A 21,578-nucleotide genomic window follows, 5' to 3' on the forward strand; every position below is an offset into this window, starting at 1 on the left:
GGAGAGAAGAATAATGGGCGCGAAATTTCGCACAAAAGTTTTAAAAGGGCTGGCCAAATACGGTGCGCTCTTTTTTGCCGCTGGTATTAGTTTAAACCTGTATGCAGTTGAGTATGCGGCAAATTTTAAAGGCACGGATATTAATGAATTTATTAATATCGTCGGTAAAAACCTGAATAAAACCGTAATCATCGATCCCAATGTGCGCGGTAAAATCAATGTCCGCAGTTATGAATTGATGGACGAAGAATTGTATTATCAATTCTTCCTTAACGTGCTGGAAGTGCACGGTTTTGCCGCGGTAGAAATGCCTAACGGTATTCTTAAGGTTGAAAAAAGCTCAGACGCGAAAAAGACGAATGTGCCTGTGATCGGCGAAGAAGACGGTTACGGCGGCGATATGCTGGTGACCCGCGTAGTACGAGTTAAAAACGTAACTGTGCAAGAGCTCGGCCCGCTTATTCGTCAGTTCAGCGACCAAAAAGACGGCGGTCATGTAACCAACTTTAACCCATCAAACGTAATGATGCTGACCGGCCATGCCGAGTCGGTTAACCGTCTCGTAGAGATCATTCGCCTGGTTGACCAAGCCGGTGATAAGAGCGTTGATATCGTTCGCCTGAAACATGCCACCGCTGCGGATGTGGTATCCGTAGTCGATAATATTTTTAAAGATACCGGCAAGGGCAGTGTGCCTGAGTTTTTGATCCCTCGCGTGGTCGCCGATGAGCGTACCAACAGCGTGATCGTCAGTGGTGAAGGCCAAGCCCGTACTCGTGCCATCGAATTAGTGAAACGTCTTGATAACGAGTTGGAAAGCACGGGTAATACCAAGGTGTTTTATCTTAACTACGCTAAGGCCGAAGACTTGGTCACAGTACTACAGGGCGTAAGTAAATCACTGACCGAAGAACAACAGGGCGCCGCTGCCACTCAACGAACATCGCGTCGCTCTCGCAGCGATATCAGCATCGAAGCTCATAGTGACTCCAACTCACTGGTTATTACCGCCCAGCCGGATATGATGCGCTCGCTTGAGAAAGTGATAGAACGTTTGGATATCCGCCGTGCTCAGGTATTGGTCGAAGCCATTATTGTTGAAGTATCGGAAGGCGACGGCATTAATTTTGGCCTGCAGTGGATCACCGAAGAAGGCGGCATGCTGCAGTTTAATAACGGTACCACAGTGCCCGTGGGTTCATTGGCCGTGGCCGCAGAGCAGGCTCGTGACGAAACCATTATTGATAATGTTATCGGATCTGAAAATGGCACAGTGACACCGATCGAGCGTACTCAAGAAGGTGACTTAGGTCCATTAGCCGCGTTGTTAGGCGGTATCAATGGTCTGGCCATGGGTATTGTCCGCAACGACTGGGGCGCCATAGTGCAGGCGGTATCAAATGATACTAACTCGAACATTCTAGCAACGCCTTCGATCACCACCATGGATAACGAAGAAGCTTCGATGATCGTGGGTCAGGAAGTGCCAATTATCACAGGTTCATCGACTGGCAGTAACAACGATAACCCATTCCAGACCGTTGAGCGTCAGGAAGTGGGTGTGAAACTGAAAGTAACGCCGCAAATCAACGATGGCTCGGCGGTACAGCTTACGATTGAGCAGGAAGTATCGAACGTTGCCGGCTCTACCGCGGTGGATATCTCCATCAACAAGCGTGCCATTACCACAACCGTTCTAGCCGATGACGGCGGCATGGTGGTGTTAGGTGGCTTGATCGACGAAGACGTACAAGAAAGTGTTTCTAAGGTGCCATTGCTGGGTGATATTCCAGTGCTGGGTCACCTGTTTAAGTCCACTAGTACGGCCAAGCGTAAGCGTAACCTGATTGTCTTTATTCGCCCGACGATTCTTCGCGACAGCGAAAGCATGAACCGTCTTAGCCACAGCAAGTATAACTTTATCCGTGGCGAGCAGTTAAAGCAGGATGACGATGGTATCGACCTTATGCCATTTGAGAAGGTGCCTATGCTGCCGGAGTGGGACGATGCCCTGGTATTGCCTCCTACCTACGAAGAATACCTGAGAGAACAGAATAAGGCTGAGCGTAACAATGACTGAGCAAGTGGCCAATGATGCCTCTCCTGAGCTGCCGGTAAGCGACGAAGAGCTGATGGAAGTATCGGAAGTGCTTGCCGCAGCGCCGTTGCGACTGCCTTTTGCCTATGCTCGCCGTTTCCAGGTTTTGTTGGTCGACAAGGACCAAAAATTGGTGTTGTACTACGCCAATGAGCTAGACGCGCAGGTGATGTTGGAAGTGCGCCGTTTCGCGGGACGCGGCTTCGTAGTGGAACAGCTCGCAGAAGATAAATTTGAGCTGCTATTGGAAGCTTCTTATCAAAGAGACAGCTCCGAAACCCAGCAGATCATGGAAGATATCGGCAACGAGGCGGATCTTTTCTCCCTTGCCGAAGAGCTGCCGCAAACCGAAGATCTCTTGGCGGGTGACGATGATGCGCCTATCATCAAGTTGATCAATGCCATGCTCGGCGAAGCCATTAAAGAAGGCGCCTCGGATATACATATAGAAACCTTTGAGCAGGATCTGGTGATACGTTTTCGTGTCGATGGCGTGCTTAAAGAAGTGCTTAAACCCAACCGTAAATTGTCGTCGCTTTTAGTGTCGCGTATCAAGGTTATGGCCAAGCTGGATATCGCCGAAAAGCGAGTACCGCAAGACGGTCGTATTAGTTTAAGAATTGCCGGCCGCGCCGTTGATGTGCGGGTATCGACCATGCCATCGAGCTTTGGTGAGCGTGTGGTACTGCGTTTGTTGGACAAAAACAACGCCCGCCTTAACTTACAAGACTTAGGCATGACGCAGCACAATCAGGAGCTGTTTGCCGAACTTATCCGCAAGCCCCACGGCATTATTCTCGTTACCGGTCCTACGGGCTCGGGTAAGAGTACCACCTTGTATGCCGGTATGAGCGAAATCAACAGTAGAGATCGTAATATCTTAACCGTTGAAGATCCGATCGAATATGAAATTCCAGGCATAGGCCAGACTCAGGTGAACCCCAAGGTGGATATGACCTTTGCCCGCGGTTTACGGGCCATTTTGCGTCAGGATCCGGATGTGGTGATGGTCGGTGAGATCCGTGACTTGGAAACGGCACAGATCGCCGTGCAGGCATCTTTAACCGGTCACCTGGTATTATCGACCCTGCACACCAACACCGCCGCTGGTGCCATTACCCGAATGGAAGATATGGGCGTTGAGTCCTTCTTACTTTCTTCATCTTTACTTGGGGTCTTGTCGCAGCGTCTGGTACGTACCCTGTGTAAATCGTGTAAGCAGCCGCATCAGGCCGATGCCAATGAGTGTCAGATGCTCGGCGTTAGTGCTGAATCGGCGCCAATCATCTACCGCGCCGTGGGTTGTGAAGAATGTAACTACAATGGCTATAAGGGCCGAACCGGTATTCATGAGCTGTTGATCGTGAACGACCATATTCGCGAACTTATTCACAATGGTAAGGGCGAGCAAGCGGTTGAGAAATACATTCGTCAGCATAGTCCGAGTATTCGTGGCGATGGGTGTACCCGTGTGCTGGCAGGCAAAACCACTCTCGAAGAAGTATTACGGGTTACCCGTGAGGAGCAATAGTGGCGGCGTTTGAATATCGAGCTCTGGATGGCAAAGGCAAAGAAAAAAAGGGCATTTTAGAGGCCGATACGGCAAAACAGATACGTCAACAATTACGTGATAAGGGCTTGATGCCTTTAGCCGTTGAGCTGGCAGCCTCGCAGGAGAAGGCCAGTGCCGCAAAAACCGGCCTGTTTAGCGGCCTGTTTAAGGCGAAAATCGCGACCTCAGATCTGGCCTTGATCACCCGCCAGTTGGCGACCCTGATCCAATCTGCACTGCCGGTAGAAGCCGCGGTGATGGCGGTGGCCGAACAGTGTGAAAAGCCTCGCCTCAAGAAAATGTTGATGGCGGTACGCTCCAAGGTGGTCGAGGGTTACACCCTGGCCGATGGCCTGGCGGAATTTCCTCATGTTTTCGATAACCTCTATCGTTCTATGGTGGCGGCAGGGGAAAGATCCGGGCATTTGGATCAGGTGTTAAATCGCCTAGCGGATTATACCGAGCAGCGCCAGTATATGCGTTCGCAGATAGTGCAGGCCATGGTGTACCCCACCATACTTGTGGTGTTCGCCATTGCCATAGTTTCTATCTTGCTTGGTACAGTCGTTCCCGAGATCCTAAAGACGTTTGAGAAATCCAAACAGGCTCTCCCCTGGACCACAGAATGGGTAATGGCGGCCAGTGCCTTTGTACAAAACTACTGGTTTATTACCCTGGTCGTGGTGATAGCCGTGGTGGTCGCTATTAAGCAGGCGTTGAAGCGCCCCAATATTCGTTTTTGGTACCATTCCCGGTTATTGTCCATGCCTGGTTTAGGCAAGGTCAGTCGTGGCCTGAATACAGCGCGTTTTGCCCGTACCCTAAGTATCCTTTCTTCCAGTTCTGTGCCCTTGCTTGAAGGCATGAAGATTTCCGGTCAGGTATTGGAGAACGATAAGATCAAACAGGCGGTGGCCGAGGCGGCTACTCGGGTCAGTGAAGGTGCCAGCCTGCGTGCTTCTTTGGAACAGTCTAAACTTTTCCCACCCATGATGCTGCACATGATTGCCAGCGGTGAAAAGTCCGGTGAGTTGGAGCAAATGCTTGAGCGTGCTGCAGACAACCAGGACCGCGAGTTTGAGACCATGGTGAATGTGTCATTAAAACTCTTAGAGCCGGCAATGATAGCGAGCATGGCACTAATTGTGCTATTTATCGTAATGGCAATATTGCAGCCAATCATGGCAATGAACAAGGCAATTGGCTTATAGTGGCCAAGTAAACACAGATTTCAGTAAATTTAGAGGTACGAACAATGAGAAAGCAGTCTGGTTTTTCATTACTTGAAGTGATGGTGGTATTGGTCATCATAGGCATGATCATGTCGATTGTAGCCCCGAATATCATGGGACAAAAAGAAGAAGCAGATCTTGATAAGGCGCAGTTGGACATTCAGCAAATTGAAGATGCGCTAAGCATGTATAAGTTGCGTGTTAATACCTACCCAACTACAGAGCAGGGTTTGGAAGCACTTGTGACCAAGACCAGCATAGAGCCAATTCCAAAGCGTTTCCCTGAGGGTGGTTTTATCAATGAATTGCCATTGGACCCTTGGGGTAACCCTTACCAGCTAATCTATCCGGGTGAAATCGGTAAGATTGATGTATTTTCTATGGGCCCTGACGGCGAAGCAGGTACCGAAGACGATATCGGTAACTGGGACGAAGAAGAGCGCTAAGCATGAAGGCGGTGAATCATCGATCCGGTTTTACCCTAATCGAAATTCTGGTGGTGCTGGCAATTATTGCGTTTAGCGCCAACCTGATAGTTTATAGCATTGATGATTCACGCCACGACGAGTTAGAGCAAACGGCCTTTGCCTTGCAAACCAGCATTAACTTTGCGTCCGAATACGCCATCCTTAATCAGCGTCAGCTCGGTTTATTTGTAGATGACGAAAATGGTTATGAGTTTATGGTCTATGGGGAGCAAAAATGGCAAGCATTGGATGACAGCGATGGTGTGCTAAAAGGCAAAAAGCTGGAGTCCGACTTTTCCCTGACCCTGAATCAAGAAGATCTCCCTTGGGCGCAGGATAGTCTGCTGAATGAAGTGGATTGGCAAAAACTATTGGGAGCCGATGACGATGACTTTCTTGAACTGCAAAAAATGCAGATCCCCCAAGTGATGATCCTATCCTCAGGCGAAATCAGCCCGTTTCAACTACGTCTTGCCTTGCAGGATGCGGACGAAGATCTGGCTCCCTTTATTATCGAAGGGGAATTTATGGCGCCGGTTAGCCTTTACCAAGAAGAGCTGCAATGATGGCTCAGCATAGATCTCGCTCAGGTAAGCGCAGCGCTGGCTTTACCCTTATCGAAGTTTTAGTGGCGCTCAGTATTTGTGCCATGGCCGGGATCGCTGCCATGCAGATCAGTGGCGAACATATTAATCATTTAGGCGCCATTCAAGAACAAACCTATGGCTCCTGGGTCGCGGAAAACCAGTTGGTTGAAATTCGCGCCCAAGGAGATAAGTGGGATGCCAAAAATGGTGCCAAGGGCAAAACCGAGTTGGCCGGAGTAACCTGGTATTGGCAACAGGAAGTGATACGCACCGCCAACAGCAGCTTTGTGAAAGTTGTGATATCCGTATTTACCGATGAAGAGCGCGAACAATTTGCCTATGAGCTCGCGACCTATATAGATAAAGAGGCGAGTAAAACATGATGCGTAGCCGCTTTGCTAATGTGTCTCGCCAACGTGCTTTTACCCTGGTTGAGGTGCTTGTAGCCTTGGCCGTAATGGCCTTTATTATCGGCGCAACCCACCAGATTTTTGAGGTCAGCACCCGAACCAAGGAAATGTCGGAAGAGACATTGGATAACCTATCACGTTTGCAGACGGTTTTTCGGGTGATGGAACAGGATTTTAGTCAGATAAGTAAGCGCAAGGTGCGCAATGAGGCTGGCGATTTTCAGGAAAAATACCTGTTACACGAGCGCTTTTTATTTGGCAGTGAACTAGATGGCATTGCCTTTATACGCAACGGCTGGACCAACCCGGGCTACTTGTTGCCGCGCAGTGAACTACAAGCCGTAGCCTATCGGGTGCAAGAAGGGCGTTTAGAGCGTTTGTATAGTCTTTATGTCGATCAGTTAGACAGCAGTGAGCCTAGAGTGCAGGTGCTGTTAAATGATGTGGAAGATTTTAGGTTTGAGTTTTTTAACGGCCAGGCGCAAAAGTGGCAGGAGCAATGGCAGCAGGAACTGTTACCTAAGGCCGTTGCCGTGGATCTGACCTTAAAAGAAGGCGACCCAATTCGTCGCCTATTTTTACTGGCAGGTCAGGGCGCCGATATCCCGGTGCAGCAAGGCGGTTCAGGAAATAATTCAGGCGGTGGTTCAGCTGGTTCCCAGGGCGGTAACCAAGGTGGAAATAATAATCAAGGCGGCAACAACTCGGGTGGCGGCGGTTCGACGGGGAGCCCTAATCATGGTTAATCGTCATCAAGGCGGGGCGGCCCTTATCATTGTTTTATTTATTGTTGCCCTAGCCGCAACCATTGCCGCGCAGATGAGTATGAATCTTATGGTTCAGGTGCAAAAGTCATCGAATCTTAACGATTTTCGTCAGGCTAAATGGTATGCCTATGCGGCGGAGGCCCTAGCGCAAAAGGTGCTGCGCGAAAGTATCGAAGAAGAGCCGGACAAAATGCACCTGAAACAGAGCTGGGCTTTGGCAGCTAATACGCCGTTTCCTGTGGAAAATGGCACCATTGCCGGGGAAATTAAAGACTTGCAAGCCTGTTTAAATCTTAATGCGCTACGGGCTGAGCCTCAAACGCAAAACGGCGGCTATGTAAAATCTAACCCGGCTCATCAGGCTCTGCTAGCCTTATTAAAGGAAATCGATGATTTGCCAAGTGATGAGTCTGAAGAGGCTATGGCCGACAGCGTGTTTGACTGGGTGGATGAAGACAGTATTACCATGCGTTCCGGCGCCGAGGAAGACGAGTATTTATCCCGGGATGTGCCTTATTTAACCGCCAATAACTTCTTTGCCGATTTTTCCGAGTTACGCCTGGTAAAAGGGTTTAACCCGCTGGCGATGCGTAAATTGGCTCCTTATGTTTGCGTGATCCCCGGCAGTGAGGTGTTTGCATTGAATGTAAATACCATTACCGAAGATCAAGCCTTGCTTCTGGCTGCTATGATTGAAGGGTTGGACGAGTCATCGGCGCAGTCGGTGATCAGTGCACGCCCGGAAAAAGGCTTTGATTCGCTGAGCGACTTTGTTAACGAGGTAACCCAGCAGGGGGGCCGTGATGTTAAAGAGGACGATGGTCGGTTTGTGCTGAAAAGTTCGTATTTTCAATTGCAAACAACCGCAACTTTTGTCGAGTTTGAGTTTACTATGACCTCGCTATTACAAATAAATAATAAAGAAATTTCCATTATGGCGCGAAAATTTGGAGGCCTGCAGTGAGAGAATCCTTACTGATCCACGTGGGCGAGCGCCCAGATCAGCCTATTCATTGGCTGGTATATAATCCCGCAGAGGACGAAATTATCGCCAGCGGCCACCTGGCCGAGGCAACCGCTTTATCCGGACTCACGGACAAGGCGCGCAATCGCGATTGCACCTTAGTAGTGCCCTGCGCTCAGGTGCAACTGCAAAGCGTGAAATTGCCCGCGAAGTGGAATCGCAAGCTGGCTCAGGCCTTACCCTTTATGGTGGAAGAGCAGGTGACGGTCGATATCGACAGCCTGTTTATCGCCCATGGCAATGCCTACAGCGAGGCGGATAATCATTTTATTAATATCGCCCTGGTTAATAAGCAGTGGCTGCAAAACTGGCTGGAGCTATTTGCTGAAGCCGATATTGCCGTAGTGAATGTGTATGTTGATGCCCTCTTGCTACCCGAGCCTGCACCGCAAAGAGCCAGCGCTATTGCCATTAATGATGACAGTTTTTTGGTGCGTTCCAGCCAGTGGCAAGGCGCTCAGCTGGAGCCGGATTGGGCAGCGGCCTATTTAATCTCGGCAGGCATCGAGACCTTAGACTTATACAGTCCATTACCCAGTGGCGAATTGGGAATTGAAACCTATAGCCACGAAGATAAGTTTGAATTGCCTTTAGCCATGTTCGCCAAGGCCATCTCACCTATCAATTTGCGCCAAGGCACCTTTGCCTACAAGAAAAAAAGCAGTGGTTGGATTAAGGTATGGCGTCCGGCCATGGTTGCCGCGGGTGTGGCTCTGGTCTTTATGCTGGGCGTCAAGGGGGGACAGTGGTATCACTATTCTTCTCAGGCCGAGTCGGTGAAAGAGCAGGTAGTGAGCAGTTATGAGTCGGCTTTCCCCGGCACCAAGGTGCGTCCGCATCTTATCCGTAACCAGATTAATACCGCACTGGGCGGCCAGAGTCAGGGCGGCGGCGCTGAATTTCTGATGATGTTGCAGGATTTTGCCGATATCGTGCAGCAAAGCAATGAGTTTGTAACGCAAACGCTGCGTTTTGATCAGCGCCGCAATGAATTACGGGTTGGCGCCAGAGCCAAAGACTTCCAAAGTTTTGCACAAGTAAAGGCGCGCTTGGAACAGCGCGGTTTCAGTGTCGACCAGGGGTCATTAAACAATGACGGCGAAACCGTGGTGGGTGAATTACGCATAAGGGGCGAACAATGAGCGCATTAACGAATTATTGGCAATCATTGAAGCCACAAGAGCAGCGCTTGCTAAGCATCGCCGGCGTTATTTTTATCATCTTTTTCTTTGTTATGGTGATCTATCGGCCGTTAAATAACGCCGTTGCTGAGGCCAAACAAGAGCTGAGCAAACAGCAAGAATTGCTGCAATTTGTGCAGCAAAGTGTGGTGCAAATAAAGGCCCAGGGCGGCTCCGTAAAAGCTGTCTCCAGTGGTAATGTCACCCAGGTGGTGAACAGCACCCGTTCACGCTATCAAATTGAGATCGCTCGCATGCAGCCCAGTGGTGAAGGTTTGCGTTTAAATATTGATAGTGTGCCCTTTAATCAACTCTTGTCTTGGTTGGACGACATAGTCAAAAACCATGGCGTGACCATTAGTAATATCGAGCTGTCTTTAGATCCAAAACCGGGCCATGTCCGTGTTAGTCGTATCGTTCTGGAGTAACTATGTCTGTGAAGAAAATCAGCGGTCTAGCCGTTGTATTTGTTGTTTTTTTGCTGGTTTTCGCCATTGCCCTGCTGCCCGCTTCGGTGGCCTTGGACTGGTTTAAAAAAGATTTACCACCTGGCTTACAGTTGGGTCCGGCCACGGGCACGGTCTGGCAAGGCCAGGTGCACGGGGCGCGTTATCAGGGCCAGTATGTCAGCCAGGTGAAATGGCAGGTTAAGCCGCTGGCGCTGTTGCAGGCGCAGTTGAATATGGATCTGGTGCTAGGTAATAAGCGCAATACCAATGAAATTTCGGCCCAGGGTCAATTAGTCTATGGCCTATTTAACAAGCAGCTGCAGCTTCACGATACCCAGGCACGACTTTCTCTTGAGCAAGTTTTACAGCGAGTGCGTCTACCCATACCTACAGAGGCCAAGGGGCGGGTGTTTGTCGAACTGGATAACTACCAACTCGGTGAGCCTCACTGTCAGGCATTAGCCGGCACCATCAGCTCTGCGGATATCAGCGTGAAGGGTCGTAATGGCTGGTTTAGCATTGGCGAGCTGGAAGGTGAGCTTAGCTGCGTAAATAGTGCTGCTAAGGTGACGGTTACCAAGGAAAATCGTCTGGGTCTACAGGTTGATGCCAGCTTTAACGACCGTGGTCAGTTTAGCGTTAAAGGCTTTATTAAACCGGATGCCAGCCTGCCTAAGGACGTGCATGATGCGGTGCAGTTCCTGGGAGCGCAGGGAGCCGACGGTCGCTATCGGATCGAGTTCTAATGAGTGAGCAAGCGCTAACCTCTTTGCGTGACTACCTGAGGGAGGCTGGTAATGCTATGCCCTTGGCTCAGGTTCAGGGTTATCTTTTTGCACTTATCTGTGCTCCTGCTCCCATAGAGGAAGAGCAATGGTTGCAAGAGGTGCTTGGTGGCCATGCCGCCGATTGCGATGAAAGTGTTTTATTTGCACTCATGAGTCTGCATCAGGCTATAAGTGAGCAGGTGTATGAAACCGGTTTTAAGCTTACTAGCAATGTCGCAGTTGCACAGCGCTGGCAGGATAATCTAGCTGCCGATGCCGAGTTGCATCAATGGGCACAAGGCTTTGTGCTGGGTGTCAGCTATTACCTTGAACCCTTGCTAAGTGCCACATCTTGCCCCGAAGAAAGTAAAGACATGCTTGCTCAGGCGGTCACTGTACTTGGATTATTTGCCGATGCTGAGCAATTCAGCATACATGCGGCAAACTCTGGTCAGGATGAGCAGGCATTTAACGATGCTCTGGTTGATATGATGGCCGATTTTAGCCTGGGATTTGCCGAACTGATTGAGCTTACTGCGGTGCAAAGTGGTTTATTCGATGATGAGCCGCACTGGGAAACCTAACCCCGCCATTTTCGCTATGTCTTCTTGGGTGAGCTTAGCCGAGTTGCAATAGCAGGTCGGTGCAGCCCTTGGTGCAACGGGCTCTGGCATAGCCGGGTTCGGCGAGTTGCAGACTTATGGCGCCTTGGCAGTGCTTGCATAACACGGTTTTGCCCTTGCTCAGTTGCTGCAGCAGACGTTTGTGCTCGGCAAAAGAATCGCCTTGCTTTTTATTGAGTGCTGAAAAGTCCATAGCTTACTAGTGGGTAGCCGCAATAATGGTGCAGGTCTGCAGTAAATCGTCACCATAAAAATACTGATTAAGCTCTCTGTTTTTACAGTATTTTTGCTCCCACCAGTGCATACCGCGAACCGTTTTAAAACTGTCGGCGAGATGGGCGTCCTGATCTTTGTTTAATTTAAGTTGAGAGCGGACCTCAGCTAGGGCATGTCTTGCCTTCACTTCCCTTTGTACCTGAGTGGAATCACTTAAATCCGACACCACAGAGCCAAGAATTTTGTCACGGGGATTTTTGATCAAAGGATGATCAACGCTTAGCAGTGCTAACAGAATAACGACCAACAGTAATAACTTCTTCATGAGTAAACCTTGATCTAGGTGGCAACGGGGACGCTGATAGTGTAGTAAACTCTGGGTTTTAAAAGCAAGCCTATTAAGGCGCTTAGGGTTAAATATAATCTTCTGGTTACATCATTTTGGTGGCCGAATTGATATACTTGCCCGAAACGACAAACCTAATAACCAATTAGGTAAGTTTGCCCATTCCTAAATCCCTGGCGTTGAGGAACTAAGATGGAAAAAGAGCAGCGGATCAAGGTAAAAAACATACCCAGTGACGTGAAAATCGAAAAGCCCAGCGGGGCCGAGTACGATAGATTTAATCCCCGTAACCGTATTTATGTCCGAGCCGTCACCGGATTACACCAGTTGCTAAGACAGCGTATCGGCTTAGTCGGTATGCTCGCCTTTATGTTGTTGCCTTGGATTAACTACAACGGCCAGCAAGCGGTTTTATTCGATATAGGTAATCAGCAGTTCAGTATTTTTGCCCTGACCTTTTGGCCGCAAGACTTAACCATACTCGCTTTTATTTTTATGATTGCCGCCTTTGCGCTGTTTCTGGTGACCACCTTCTACGGCCGTGTCTGGTGCGGTTATACCTGTCCGCAAACGGTGTGGACCTTTATCTTTATCTGGTTTGAAGAGAAGTTTGAAGGCACCGCCAACCAGCGTAAAAAGCTGGATCAGCGTGCCATGGACTTTGATAAGTTTTGGCGCAAAACGGCCAAACATGGCAGCTGGTTGCTTTTCTCCTTGTATACCGCCATTACCTTTGTCGGCTACTTTACGCCCATGCGTGAGCTGGTGTTCGACTTTGTGACCTTTTCTGTGGGCGGCTATGCGCTGTTGAATATTGTCGTATTTGCCCTTTGTACCTATGGTAATGCGGGCTGGATGCGGGAAATTATGTGTTTGCATATTTGCCCTTATTCGCGCTTCCAGTCGGCCATGTTCGACAAAGACACTTTTACCGTAAGTTATGATGCCAAGCGCGGCGAAAACCGCGGTCCGCGTGGGCGCAAGCAAGACCCTAAAGAGTTGGGGTTGGGCGATTGTATCGACTGTAACCTCTGTGTACAGGTGTGTCCTACCGGTATAGATATTCGTAACGGCTTGCAGTACGAGTGCATTAACTGTGGTGCCTGTATCGATGCCTGTGACGGCGTTATGGATAAGATGAATTATCCTCGTGGCCTGATCTCCTATACCACGGAACGTAACCTGGAAGCTTCCGCCGAGAAAACCAAGCCGGTGCGCGGTAAGTTAATTGGTTACTCTATTATTCTCTTTATCCTTATCGGCGCACTGGCGGCTAATATCGCCATGCGGGTGCCTATGGATCTCGATATTATTCGTGACCGTAACCAGCTGTTCCGTATCAATGTTGATGGCTTGGTAGAAAACACCTACACATTGAAGGTATTGAATAAGGCTCAGGTAGCGCAGCAGTTCCGAGTTGAGGTTGAGGGGCTGGAGCATTATCAGGTGATTGGTCAGCTTGAGTTTAGTGTGGCACCGGGACGCTCTCACGATCTGCCTTTATCTGTGATTATCGACCCTTACGATCTGAAAAAGCCGATGACAGAGTTTAATTTTGTGCTTTACCCGGTGACTGATCCCGAGACGCAAATTAAGCAAAGCAGTAATTTCTTTAAGGGTCGTTAAGGTGAGTGAATTTAGTTTTGCTTCCTTAACCCCGGATACCATTTTAGATGCCCTCGATGGTGTGGGCATCTATGCTGAGTCTGGGCTCTTGGCACTTAATAGCTACGAAAACCGTGTTTATCAGTTTATAGCTGAGGATCAGCGCCGCTATGTGGCAAAATTCTATCGCCCTGAGCGCTGGAGCAATGAGCAGATCCTTGAAGAGCATAGCTTCAGTGCCGAGCTGCAAGAAGCCGAGGTACCTGTGGTGGCGCCGTTGCGTATTGATGGTCAGACACTGTTTGAGCATCAAGGCTATCGCTTTACGCTGTTCCCCAGCGTTGGTGGCCGCCAGTTTGAGATGGATAATCTCGACCAGCTAGAACAGCTTGGCCGTTTAATTGGCCGCATGCACAAGGTGGCGGCGGCAAAACCTTTTACCACGCGGCCTGTGCTAGGCTGTGATGAATATCTATATCAAGCCAAGGTTCATTTGCAGCACAGTAACTTGGTAAGTGAGGCAATGTCTTTACCTTTTTACACCGTGCTCGATCAGGTTATCGACAAAGCTAGCCGCTTATACCAGAGTGTTGCTACTATACGCTTGCATGGAGACTGCCACGCTGGCAACATTCTCTGGTCCGGCGATGATATGCTAACCTTTGTTGACCTTGATGATAGCCGTCAGGGCCCAGCAATGCAGGATTTATGGATGATGCTCAGTGGCGATCGGCAAAATCAGCTGGTCCAGCTTGATACCCTAGTGAATGCCTATGAGGAGTTTGCCCATTTTGAGCATGGCCAGTTGCGTTTAATAGAGCCGCTGCGGGCGATGCGCATGGTGCATTATATGGGCTGGATTGCCAAACGTTGGCAAGACCCGGCATTTGAGCGGAACTTTTCTTGGTTCGCACAAGACAAATACTGGGAGCAGCAAACTCTGGCATTAAAAGAGCAACTGGCGGCGCTGGATGAGCCAGCGTTGAAATTGATGCCATAAGCGCGCAGCCAAATTGAATTTAAAAGAGACGATTATGATAAAAAAACTAACAGGTTCGTTATTACTACTTTGTTTACCTCTGGCCTCTTGGGCAGCCGACTTTAAGGCTGGCGAGCATTACCAAGTGCTTGATACTAAGGCCTCTGAAAGTGACAAGGTAACCGAGTTCTTTTCTTTTTACTGCCCCCATTGCTATCGTCTTGAGCCTGCGGTCGGTGCGCTTAAAGATGCCTTGCCAAAGGATGTGCCCTTTATTAAAAGCCATGTAAACTTTTTACGTTTGGATAAGGCTGCGCAAAATCGCCTAACCACGGCGTATCTAATCGCTCAGCAAGAAGGTAAAGGCGAACAGGTATCTGAGGCCATCTTCAAGAGTATTCATCTGCAACGCGAGCCACTGCAATCGCAGCAAGCGGTAGAAAAATTATTGGCGGAGCAGGGCATTGGCGCCGAGCGTTATAGCATGTTAGCAAGCAGCATGCCGGTATTGGCCGGTGAAAAGGCCGCTCTGGAAGCGCAAGAAACTTATACCAAGGCCGGCGCTCTAACGGGCGTGCCTACCATTATTGTTAACGACAAATACAAGGTGCATGTACACACTGTGAAGTCGCAACAAGAGCTTAATGAGCTCGTTAACCATTTATTAGAAAAATAACACGGAGAATAAAGGTATGAAGAAGTTTATTGCCCTAGCGCTAATGGCGCTGGCATTACCTTTGACAGCAGTGGCAGCACAGTTTGAAGAAGGTACTCACTATGAAGTCGTTTCTGAGCGTGCTAGCCGTAAGCCGGAAGTAAAAGAATTCTTCTCTTTCTACTGCCCAGCCTGTAACGCTTATGAAGGTTTACTAAGAGACGTTAAGCCTAAGCTTAACGAAGGCGTGAGCTTTAAGCGCAGCCATGTAAACTTTATGGGTGGCCGCACCGCAGAAAACCAGGATATGTTGTCGCAAGCCTTGGCAACGGCCAGTGTGTTACCTGAAAAAGAGCTTTTGGTTGCTGCCATCTTTAACCACATTCACAATAAACGTTCGCAGTTTAACGAAATGGCCGACGTGAGAGATGTGTTTGTTGCCAATGGCGTTGATGCACAAAAGTTTGACAAGTTATTCGAAGGCTTTGCGGTACGCACTAAAGCCTCAAAGATGCAGCGCGATCAAGAATACTATAAAGAAAAGGGTGCCCTGAAAGGCGTACCTACCTTTATCGTTAACGGTAAGTATCGTTTGATCTTAGGTCGTGATTCTGGCGTTACCGAGCCAGATGATATTGCAGCGCTAATCAACTACTTGGCCAAGAAGTAAGTACGGCCAATGACAAAAAAACCGCATCTTTTGATGCGGTTTTTTTATGTTCTTATTTGCGCTTTAGGTAGACCCCGGATTCAATATGATGGGTGTAAGGGAACTGATCAAAGATAGCAAAGCGGGCTACTTCGTGGGTTTGCGTCAGTATCTCCAGATCGCGCTCCAGGGTCTCCGGGTTGCAGGAAATATAGATGATGTTGTCGTACTCGCTGGTAAGCTTACAGGTCAGTTCATCCATACCGGCTCGTGGCGGATCGACCAAGATGGTTTGGCAATCATAGCTATGCAGGTCTATGTTACCTAAGCGGGTAAAGGTGCGTTCTTTACGCATTGCCTGGGTAAATTCTTCGCTGCTCATGCGGATGATATCCAGGTTTTCAACCTTATTGGCGGCAATATTATATTGCGCCGAGTGTACCGATGACTTGGAAATTTCCGTGGCCAGCACGCGATTAAAGGAACCCGCCAGGGCGATTGAAAAGTTGCCATTACCACAGTAGAGCTCGAGCAGATCATTGCTCAAGGGGGCACAGATATCCTGAGCCCAGGCCAGCATAGACTCATTTACCTTGGCATTGGGTTGGGTAAAGCTGTTTTCCACCTGCTGATAGGTATAAGTGCGGCCATTTACTTCAAGTTGCTCAATCACATAATCCGTGGCCAGTACCTGCTTTTGTTTGCGGGCACGGCCGATAAGCTCGACATTAAAGCGTTGTTGCAGTCGTGCTTGTAGATCCTGTGCCGCTTGCAACCACTGCTCATCTAACTGTTTGTGATAGAGCAGGCTGATTAAGGCGTTGCCGCTTAACGTGGTCAGATAATCGATTTGAAACAGCTTACGGCGCATCAGCTCGTTATCTTTTAACTCGGCGATCATGGCACTCATCAGTTCATTGATCAGCTCGGCACCCGGGTCGAAGCGCTCGACGCGGACTTTTTCTTTACTCTGTTGATCGAACATAATGTGGTAGAGGTCATCGCCATCATGCCAGACACGAAATTCCGCACGTTGCCGGTAATGTTTCGGGGTCGAGGCAAACACTTCTAACTTATTGACACCAAAGCGAGAAAATTGCGCAAGAATACGCTCTTCTTTTTCTGCTAATTGCTGGTTGTACCCGGACGTGTCGATTTCTATTACTGGCATGCAAACCTCTACTAATTTATGTGCGCCGCTATTGTAGGTAGCTGCGTCCAATTGTCCAGTAACAAGTGCCATATTCTTGTTTGTTTTTTCTACAGCTCGATGCCTTGCTCGGGTTATGAGTGCCAGGGCCATTATAAAATTTTGCTATTGCGCCGGGAAAAACTACATGTCGCGATTCGGGTAATAAAGAAACCTTGGTAAAGAGGTTGGATGGATGCAGGGTTTTATTGCAGATGCGGTGAGTATTTTTCAGCCTAGCTCCCGCAAGTTTAAAGATGTGGGTTAATTAAACTACAATATCTTGCCAGGGCTGGTTCAGAGGGCTTTTTCTGCTGTGTTGTAATTTGCAAAGTGGCAGAAACTTTACTACTTTAATACTAAAATCATCTTATATTCAGGAACATAATGCTTTAATATAGCGTACCTGATTAAGTTAAGACGCGAACTTGCTTAATTAGACTACAATGTAGATGTGTTGAAACCTGTTAGCGCGGATCTAGACCTGGTGTTGTATAGCACCTGCGATAAAAGCAAGAAATGTCGGCTGATAGATTAATGAATCATCGGAATATAACTAAGTAAGAGGCACAAGATGGACCTTTTACTTGGCGCATTAAGGACTAATTTACCTTGGTGCGCATAATCGATAATCGTAAAATGGGATGGAAACAATGAAAATCAAATCACTTTCTGCTGCTATCGTTTTGGCAATGGCATCACAAGCTGTTGTTGCTGAAGAACAGAAAAACCCTCACGAAGGTATTCACATTGGTGTGTTTGGTGATTACTTCTGGGCTGACTGGGACAACATCAAGGGCGCAAACCCTGCGAATGTTGCGCTAGGTGAGTCTTTCGGTTCAGGTATCGAAGTAGGTTACCGCTTTAACGAATACTGGACAGCTCGTCTAGAATTTGCAGCCCTTGAGCTTGATAAAGAAAATTCAGACAACCACAAAACAGGTGAGCGTTACGGTGCTGATGTATTGTACCACTTCAACGACACTTTCTACGGTGTACTAGGTGCAAAGAAATTTGACGTATACGATGACTTCAATGCAGCTAACCTAGGTTTTGGTTTCCGTAGCCACTTCCGTTACAACTGGGCATTCTTCGGTGAAGCCAACTATTACGAAGGTCTTAACCAGAACCATTCTGATTTCGGTCTTAAGCTAGGTGTTAGCTACCACTTTGGTGACAAGCCTGAGCCTAAGAAAGTTGAGCCAGCACCAGTAGTTGTTGCTCCTAAGCCAGAGCCAAAAGACACAGACAAAGACGGCGTACTTGATGCCAACGATAAGTGTGCAAACACACCTATGGAAGATGCAGTAGATGCGTCGGGTTGTACTCGTTACATGGAAAAAGGCGACAAGGTTAGCTTGTTAGTACGTTTCCCACACGATAACTCTGACGTTAACCAGCGTTACTTGGATGATATCCAAAAAGTTGCTGAATTCATGACTAAGTACCCGCAAACAAACGTACTACTTGAAGGTCACGCTTCAGCAGTAGGCGATGCAGGTTACAACAAAAAGCTTTCTAAAAAGCGTGCAGACGGTGTTGCTAAGCAACTAATCAATGATGGTATCTCAGCTTCTCGCGTAGAAACTGTAGGCCTAGGTGAAGAGCGTTTATTGAACACTGAAAACACCAAAGAAGCTCACGCTGAAAACCGTCGCGTTGAAGCGCACATCTCAGTTACTGAGCGTGTAAGCATCAAACGTAACTAATAGTAGGTTATTACCAACCTATGATGAAAAGCCCGGCTGATGCCGGGCTTTTTGCAAATAATTATTACTCAACATTCACCAGCCTATAGTTTTAAAGCCCTTACATTCATTGTATTTATATTGACTATTTTGCCTCTAGGCGGCGACGCCAATTTTCTTCTATCTTTAAAGCCTTTATAATTGTTATCGTGTCAAAATTCTATAAGTAGTATGGACGCGTCGAAGTCTGCTACTTTCACGTCACCAAGAGGGCATAATTGTGCTTCAAGAATATCGTAAACATGTTGAAGAGCGTGCAGCCCAAGGTATTGTGCCTGCACCATTAGATGCTCAGCAAACTGCTGACCTGATCGAATTAATCAAGAATCCACCTGCCGGTGAAGAAGAGTTTATCCTAGACCTTCTAGTTAACCGTGTACCGCCTGGCGTAGATGACGCCGCCTATGTAAAAGCGGGCTTCCTAGCCGCCGTTGCAAAAGGTGAAGCGCAGTCGCCACTAATCAATAAAGAAAAAGCGGCCGAGCTACTTGGCACCATGCTAGGTGGCTATAACATCGAGCCTATGATTGATCTGTTAGACGATGCTGAACTTGCACCGTTTGCAGTAAAAGGCCTATCGCACACCCTGCTTATGTTTGATGCCTTCTACGACGTAGAAGAAAAAGCCAAAGCGGGTAACGAATTTGCTAAGCAAGTTATCGAGTCTTGGGCAAACGCCGAGTGGTTCCTTGAGAAGCCGGCGGTGCCAGAGAAGATCTCTGTAACCGTGTTCAAGGTAACCGGTGAAACTAACACAGATGACCTTTCACCTGCTCCAGATGCCTGGTCTCGCCCGGATATCCCACTGCACGCTCTGGCTATGCTTAAGAACGAGCGTGACGGTATCAACCCTGATAAAGCTGGTGAAATCGGTCCAATCGCCCAACTTGAAGAGCTTAAAACCAAAGGTTTACCACTAGCGTACGTAGGTGACGTTGTAGGTACTGGCTCATCACGTAAGTCGGCAACTAACTCGGTACTTTGGTTCATGGGTGATGATATTCCTCACGTACCAAACAAGCGCGTTGGCGGTGTATGTCTTGGCGGTAAAATTGCCCCTATCTTCTTCAACACTATGGAAGACTCAGGTGCACTACCTATCGAGCTAAATGTTGACGACATGAACATGGGTGATCAAATCGATATCTACCCGTATGAAGGTGTGGTTAAGCGTCATGGTACCGATGAAGTTATCTCTACGTTCAAGATGAAGTCAGACGTGATCCTTGATGAAGTACGTGCCGGTGGCCGTATTCCTCTGATCATTGGTCGTGGTTTGACCGACAAGGCTCGCACCTCATTGGGTATGGAAGCCGAAGACATCTTCCGTAAGCCTGCTCTTGTTACCGATTCTGGTAAGGGCTTCACCCTGGCTCAGAAGATGGTTGGTAAAGCATGTAACATGCCTGGCGTTCGTCCTGGTCAATACTGTGAGCCTAAGATGACCACGGTTGGTTCGCAAGATACCACAGGTCCTATGACTCGTGACGAACTGAAAGACCTTGCTTGTCTTGGTTTCTCAGCCGACCTAACTATGCAGTCTTTCTGTCACACGTCTGCGTATCCTAAGCCTATCGACGTAAACACGCACCACACACTACCTGATTTCATCATGAACCGTGGCGGTGTATCGCTACGTCCAGGTGACGGTGTAATCCACTCATGGCTAAACCGTATGCTTCTTCCTGATACCGTAGGTACAGGTGGTGACTCGCATACTCGCTTCCCTCTAGGTATTTCATTCCCAGCGGGTTCTGGTGCGGTTGCATTCGCAGCGGCAACAGGTGTTATGCCACTGGATATGCCAGAGTCGGTACTAGTACGCTTCAAAGGCGAAATGCAGCCGGGCATCACACTACGTGACCTAGTACACGCAATTCCTTACTACGGTATCAAGCAAGGCCTGCTTACCGTTGAGAAGAAAGGTAAGATCAACGAATTCTCTGGTCGCGTACTAGAGATCGAAGGTGTTGAGCACCTAACCGTTGAGCAAGCGTTCGAGCTGTCAGATGCCTCTGCAGAGCGTTCAGCCGCAGGTTGTACCGTTAAGCTAAGCAAAGAGTCTATCTCTGAGTACCTAGAGTCAAACATCGTTATGCTTAAGTGGATGATCGCTGAAGGCTACGGTGATGTACGTACTATCGAGCGTCGTATCAACGCGATGCAAGAGTGGTTGGCTAACCCAGAGCTTATGGAAGCCGACAAAGACGCAGAATACGCGCACGTAATTGAAATTGACCTGGCGGAAATCAAAGAGCCAATTCTTTGTGCTCCTAATGACCCGGATGACGCACGTCTACTTTCAGACGTAACTGGCGAGAAGATCGACGAAGTATTCATCGGTTCATGTATGACTAACATCGGCCACTTCCGTGCCGCTGGTAAGCTGCTAGACAACTTCGGTGGTCGTCTACCAACCCAACTTTGGGTTGCACCACCTACTAAGATGGATAAAGACCAACTTACCGACGAAGGTTACTACGGTATCTTCGGTCGTGTAGGCGCGCGTATCGAAACTCCAGGATGTTCATTGTGTATGGGTAACCAGGCACGTGTTGCTGATAAGGCAACGGTTGTTTCTACCTCTACTCGTAACTTCCCTAACCGTCTAGGTACAGGTGCAAACGTATTCCTAGCGTCTGCCGAGCTTGCAGCGGTAGCAGCAATTCTAGGTAAACTACCTACAGCTGCGGAATATCAAGAATACGCGGAGAAGATCAACGCAACAGCGGCTGATACTTACCGTTACTTGAACTTCCACAAGATGCCTCAGTACACGAAGAAAGCGGATAACGTGATTATCCAGCAAGCCGTGTAATTTGCATATGTGATAAAAGCCCGCTTACTAAGCGGGCTTTTTTATGTTTAAATTTAGTTAAAATAGAATATGGATTTTCTTAATTTTTCATATTTTCAATTTTTAATTCTTCAAATTAAAGATTAAAGATTTTTTTATTCAATTTGACATTGAAATTGTCGCTAAATGAAATCAAACCTGCGACGGAAATAGCTTAAAATCCCCGCCAATTTTCTT

General features: G+C 48.3%; 21 protein-coding genes. 18 read left to right on the plus strand and 3 right to left on the minus strand.

The window, feature by feature from the left end; genetic code table 11:
* Window positions 1–13 precede the first annotated feature (13 nt).
* Genes gspD through C2M35_RS12650 form a run of 12 tightly spaced genes read left to right on the plus strand, consistent with a single transcriptional unit; the run spans window position 14 to window position 11,118 of the window.
* Entirely contained in the window at window positions 14–2,080 is a 2,067-nt protein-coding gene (gene gspD, locus C2M35_RS12595) for a type II secretion system secretin GspD (RefSeq protein WP_105200002.1), read from the plus strand.
* A gap of 52 nt (window positions 2,081–2,132) precedes the next feature.
* Window positions 2,133–3,629 carry a type II secretion system ATPase GspE gene (gspE, locus tag C2M35_RS12600; RefSeq protein WP_325034846.1) on the plus strand — a complete coding sequence of 499 codons (1,497 nt, stop codon included), beginning with the start codon at window positions 2,133–2,135 and terminating at the stop codon, window positions 3,627–3,629.
* Complete coding sequence (gspF, locus tag C2M35_RS12605; protein WP_105214941.1) at window positions 3,629–4,861, plus strand: type II secretion system inner membrane protein GspF; 1,233 nt, start codon at window positions 3,629–3,631, stop codon at window positions 4,859–4,861. The genes gspE and gspF overlap by 1 nt, the downstream gene beginning before the upstream one ends.
* A gap of 44 nt (window positions 4,862–4,905) precedes the next feature.
* Window positions 4,906–5,328 carry a type II secretion system major pseudopilin GspG gene (gspG, locus tag C2M35_RS12610; RefSeq protein ID WP_105200005.1) on the plus strand — a complete coding sequence of 141 codons (423 nt, stop codon included), beginning with the start codon at window positions 4,906–4,908 and terminating at the stop codon, window positions 5,326–5,328.
* Between the two features lie 2 nt (window positions 5,329–5,330).
* Window positions 5,331–5,915 carry a type II secretion system minor pseudopilin GspH gene (gene gspH, locus C2M35_RS12615; RefSeq protein ID WP_105200006.1) on the plus strand — a complete coding sequence of 195 codons (585 nt, stop codon included), beginning with the start codon at window positions 5,331–5,333 and terminating at the stop codon, window positions 5,913–5,915.
* Window positions 5,912–6,319, plus strand: a complete 408-nt coding sequence (gene gspI / locus C2M35_RS12620) for a type II secretion system minor pseudopilin GspI (protein WP_233997926.1) — start codon at window positions 5,912–5,914, stop codon at window positions 6,317–6,319. The genes gspH and gspI overlap by 4 nt, the downstream gene beginning before the upstream one ends.
* Window positions 6,319–7,092, plus strand: coding sequence for a type II secretion system minor pseudopilin GspJ (gspJ, locus tag C2M35_RS12625; protein ID WP_105200291.1), 774 nt, complete (start codon window positions 6,319–6,321; stop codon window positions 7,090–7,092). The genes gspI and gspJ overlap by 1 nt, the downstream gene beginning before the upstream one ends.
* Window positions 7,085–8,077 carry a type II secretion system minor pseudopilin GspK gene (gene gspK, locus C2M35_RS12630; RefSeq protein ID WP_105214939.1) on the plus strand — a complete coding sequence of 331 codons (993 nt, stop codon included), beginning with the start codon at window positions 7,085–7,087 and terminating at the stop codon, window positions 8,075–8,077. Before gspJ ends, gspK begins: the two co-directional genes overlap by 8 nt.
* Entirely contained in the window at window positions 8,074–9,279 is a 1,206-nt protein-coding gene (gspL, locus tag C2M35_RS12635) for a type II secretion system protein GspL (protein ID WP_158677981.1), read from the plus strand. Before gspK ends, gspL begins: the two co-directional genes overlap by 4 nt.
* Complete coding sequence (gene gspM, locus C2M35_RS12640) at window positions 9,276–9,746, plus strand: type II secretion system protein GspM (protein WP_105200009.1); 471 nt, start codon at window positions 9,276–9,278, stop codon at window positions 9,744–9,746. Before gspL ends, gspM begins: the two co-directional genes overlap by 4 nt.
* Window positions 9,747–9,748: 2 nt before the next feature.
* Window positions 9,749–10,513 (plus strand): type II secretion system protein N, encoded by a 765-nt coding sequence (locus C2M35_RS12645; protein WP_105265505.1) that lies wholly within the window; start codon window positions 9,749–9,751, stop codon window positions 10,511–10,513.
* Entirely contained in the window at window positions 10,513–11,118 is a 606-nt protein-coding gene (locus tag C2M35_RS12650; RefSeq protein WP_105265506.1) for a YecA/YgfB family protein, read from the plus strand. Before C2M35_RS12645 ends, C2M35_RS12650 begins: the two co-directional genes overlap by 1 nt.
* 34 nt (window positions 11,119–11,152) lie before the next feature.
* Here C2M35_RS12650 and C2M35_RS12655 read toward each other — a convergent pair whose 3' ends face one another.
* Together C2M35_RS12655 and C2M35_RS12660 are read right to left on the minus strand one after the other, a co-directional pair.
* Window positions 11,153–11,350 (minus strand): hypothetical protein, encoded by a 198-nt coding sequence (locus C2M35_RS12655; protein WP_105214933.1) that lies wholly within the window; start codon window positions 11,348–11,350, stop codon window positions 11,153–11,155.
* A 6-nt stretch (window positions 11,351–11,356) separates the two neighbouring features.
* Window positions 11,357–11,698, minus strand: coding sequence for a hypothetical protein (locus tag C2M35_RS12660; RefSeq protein WP_105265507.1), 342 nt, complete (start codon window positions 11,696–11,698; stop codon window positions 11,357–11,359).
* Between the two features lie 213 nt (window positions 11,699–11,911).
* Here C2M35_RS12660 and ccoG point away from each other — a divergent pair, with 213 nt between their 5' ends.
* The 4 genes from ccoG to C2M35_RS12680 are packed head-to-tail and all read left to right on the plus strand — an operon-like array spanning window position 11,912 to window position 15,628.
* On the plus strand, window positions 11,912–13,345 hold the full coding sequence (gene ccoG / locus C2M35_RS12665) for a cytochrome c oxidase accessory protein CcoG (protein WP_105214929.1): 1,434 nt from the start codon (window positions 11,912–11,914) through the stop codon (window positions 13,343–13,345).
* A gap of 1 nt (window position 13,346) precedes the next feature.
* Complete coding sequence (locus C2M35_RS12670; RefSeq protein WP_105200015.1) at window positions 13,347–14,324, plus strand: serine/threonine protein kinase; 978 nt, start codon at window positions 13,347–13,349, stop codon at window positions 14,322–14,324.
* 34 nt (window positions 14,325–14,358) lie between these two features.
* Window positions 14,359–14,979 (plus strand): thiol:disulfide interchange protein DsbA/DsbL, encoded by a 621-nt coding sequence (locus tag C2M35_RS12675; protein WP_105265508.1) that lies wholly within the window; start codon window positions 14,359–14,361, stop codon window positions 14,977–14,979.
* A gap of 16 nt (window positions 14,980–14,995) precedes the next feature.
* Window positions 14,996–15,628 (plus strand): thiol:disulfide interchange protein DsbA/DsbL, encoded by a 633-nt coding sequence (locus tag C2M35_RS12680; protein WP_105200017.1) that lies wholly within the window; start codon window positions 14,996–14,998, stop codon window positions 15,626–15,628.
* A gap of 52 nt (window positions 15,629–15,680) precedes the next feature.
* Here C2M35_RS12680 and trmA read toward each other — a convergent pair whose 3' ends face one another.
* Window positions 15,681–16,778, minus strand: a complete 1,098-nt coding sequence (trmA, locus tag C2M35_RS12685) for a tRNA (uridine(54)-C5)-methyltransferase TrmA (protein WP_105265533.1) — start codon at window positions 16,776–16,778, stop codon at window positions 15,681–15,683.
* Window positions 16,779–17,449: 671 nt separating this feature from the next.
* Between trmA and C2M35_RS12690 the strand changes: the two genes are divergently transcribed.
* Entirely contained in the window at window positions 17,450–18,505 is a 1,056-nt protein-coding gene (locus tag C2M35_RS12690) for an OmpA family protein (protein WP_105200018.1), read from the plus strand.
* Between the two features lie 259 nt (window positions 18,506–18,764).
* Window positions 18,765–21,362 (plus strand): bifunctional aconitate hydratase 2/2-methylisocitrate dehydratase, encoded by a 2,598-nt coding sequence (acnB, locus tag C2M35_RS12695; RefSeq protein ID WP_105200019.1) that lies wholly within the window; start codon window positions 18,765–18,767, stop codon window positions 21,360–21,362.
* Window positions 21,363–21,578 lie beyond the last annotated feature (216 nt).

It is taken from the genome of Pseudoalteromonas sp. T1lg76 (genome assembly GCF_002964725.1).
Classification (GTDB): Bacteria; Pseudomonadota; Gammaproteobacteria; order Enterobacterales; family Alteromonadaceae; genus Pseudoalteromonas.

Bases quoted from the DNA above. Each gene is read 5' to 3' on its own strand.
- gspD (WP_105200002.1), top strand. From the start codon at position 14: ATGGGCGCGAAATTTCGCACAAAAGTTTTAAAAGGGCTGGCCAAATAC.
- gspE (WP_325034846.1), top strand. From the start codon at position 2,133: ATGGAAGTATCGGAAGTGCTTGCCGCAGCGCCGTTGCGACTGCCTTTT.
- gspG (WP_105200005.1), top strand. From the start codon at position 4,906: ATGAGAAAGCAGTCTGGTTTTTCATTACTTGAAGTGATGGTGGTATTG.
- gspH (WP_105200006.1), top strand. From the start codon at position 5,331: ATGAAGGCGGTGAATCATCGATCCGGTTTTACCCTAATCGAAATTCTG.
- gspI (WP_233997926.1), top strand. From the start codon at position 5,912: ATGATGGCTCAGCATAGATCTCGCTCAGGTAAGCGCAGCGCTGGCTTT.
- gspJ (WP_105200291.1), top strand. From the start codon at position 6,319: ATGCGTAGCCGCTTTGCTAATGTGTCTCGCCAACGTGCTTTTACCCTG.
- gspK (WP_105214939.1), top strand. From the start codon at position 7,085: ATGGTTAATCGTCATCAAGGCGGGGCGGCCCTTATCATTGTTTTATTT.
- gspM (WP_105200009.1), top strand. From the start codon at position 9,276: ATGAGCGCATTAACGAATTATTGGCAATCATTGAAGCCACAAGAGCAG.
- C2M35_RS12645 (WP_105265505.1), top strand. From the start codon at position 9,749: ATGTCTGTGAAGAAAATCAGCGGTCTAGCCGTTGTATTTGTTGTTTTT.
- C2M35_RS12650 (WP_105265506.1), top strand. From the start codon at position 10,513: ATGAGTGAGCAAGCGCTAACCTCTTTGCGTGACTACCTGAGGGAGGCT.
- C2M35_RS12655 (WP_105214933.1), bottom strand. From the start codon at position 11,350: ATGGACTTTTCAGCACTCAATAAAAAGCAAGGCGATTCTTTTGCCGAG.
- C2M35_RS12660 (WP_105265507.1), bottom strand. From the start codon at position 11,698: ATGAAGAAGTTATTACTGTTGGTCGTTATTCTGTTAGCACTGCTAAGC.
- ccoG (WP_105214929.1), top strand. From the start codon at position 11,912: ATGGAAAAAGAGCAGCGGATCAAGGTAAAAAACATACCCAGTGACGTG.
- C2M35_RS12675 (WP_105265508.1), top strand. From the start codon at position 14,359: ATGATAAAAAAACTAACAGGTTCGTTATTACTACTTTGTTTACCTCTG.
- C2M35_RS12680 (WP_105200017.1), top strand. From the start codon at position 14,996: ATGAAGAAGTTTATTGCCCTAGCGCTAATGGCGCTGGCATTACCTTTG.
- trmA (WP_105265533.1), bottom strand. From the start codon at position 16,778: ATGCCAGTAATAGAAATCGACACGTCCGGGTACAACCAGCAATTAGCA.
- C2M35_RS12690 (WP_105200018.1), top strand. From the start codon at position 17,450: ATGAAAATCAAATCACTTTCTGCTGCTATCGTTTTGGCAATGGCATCA.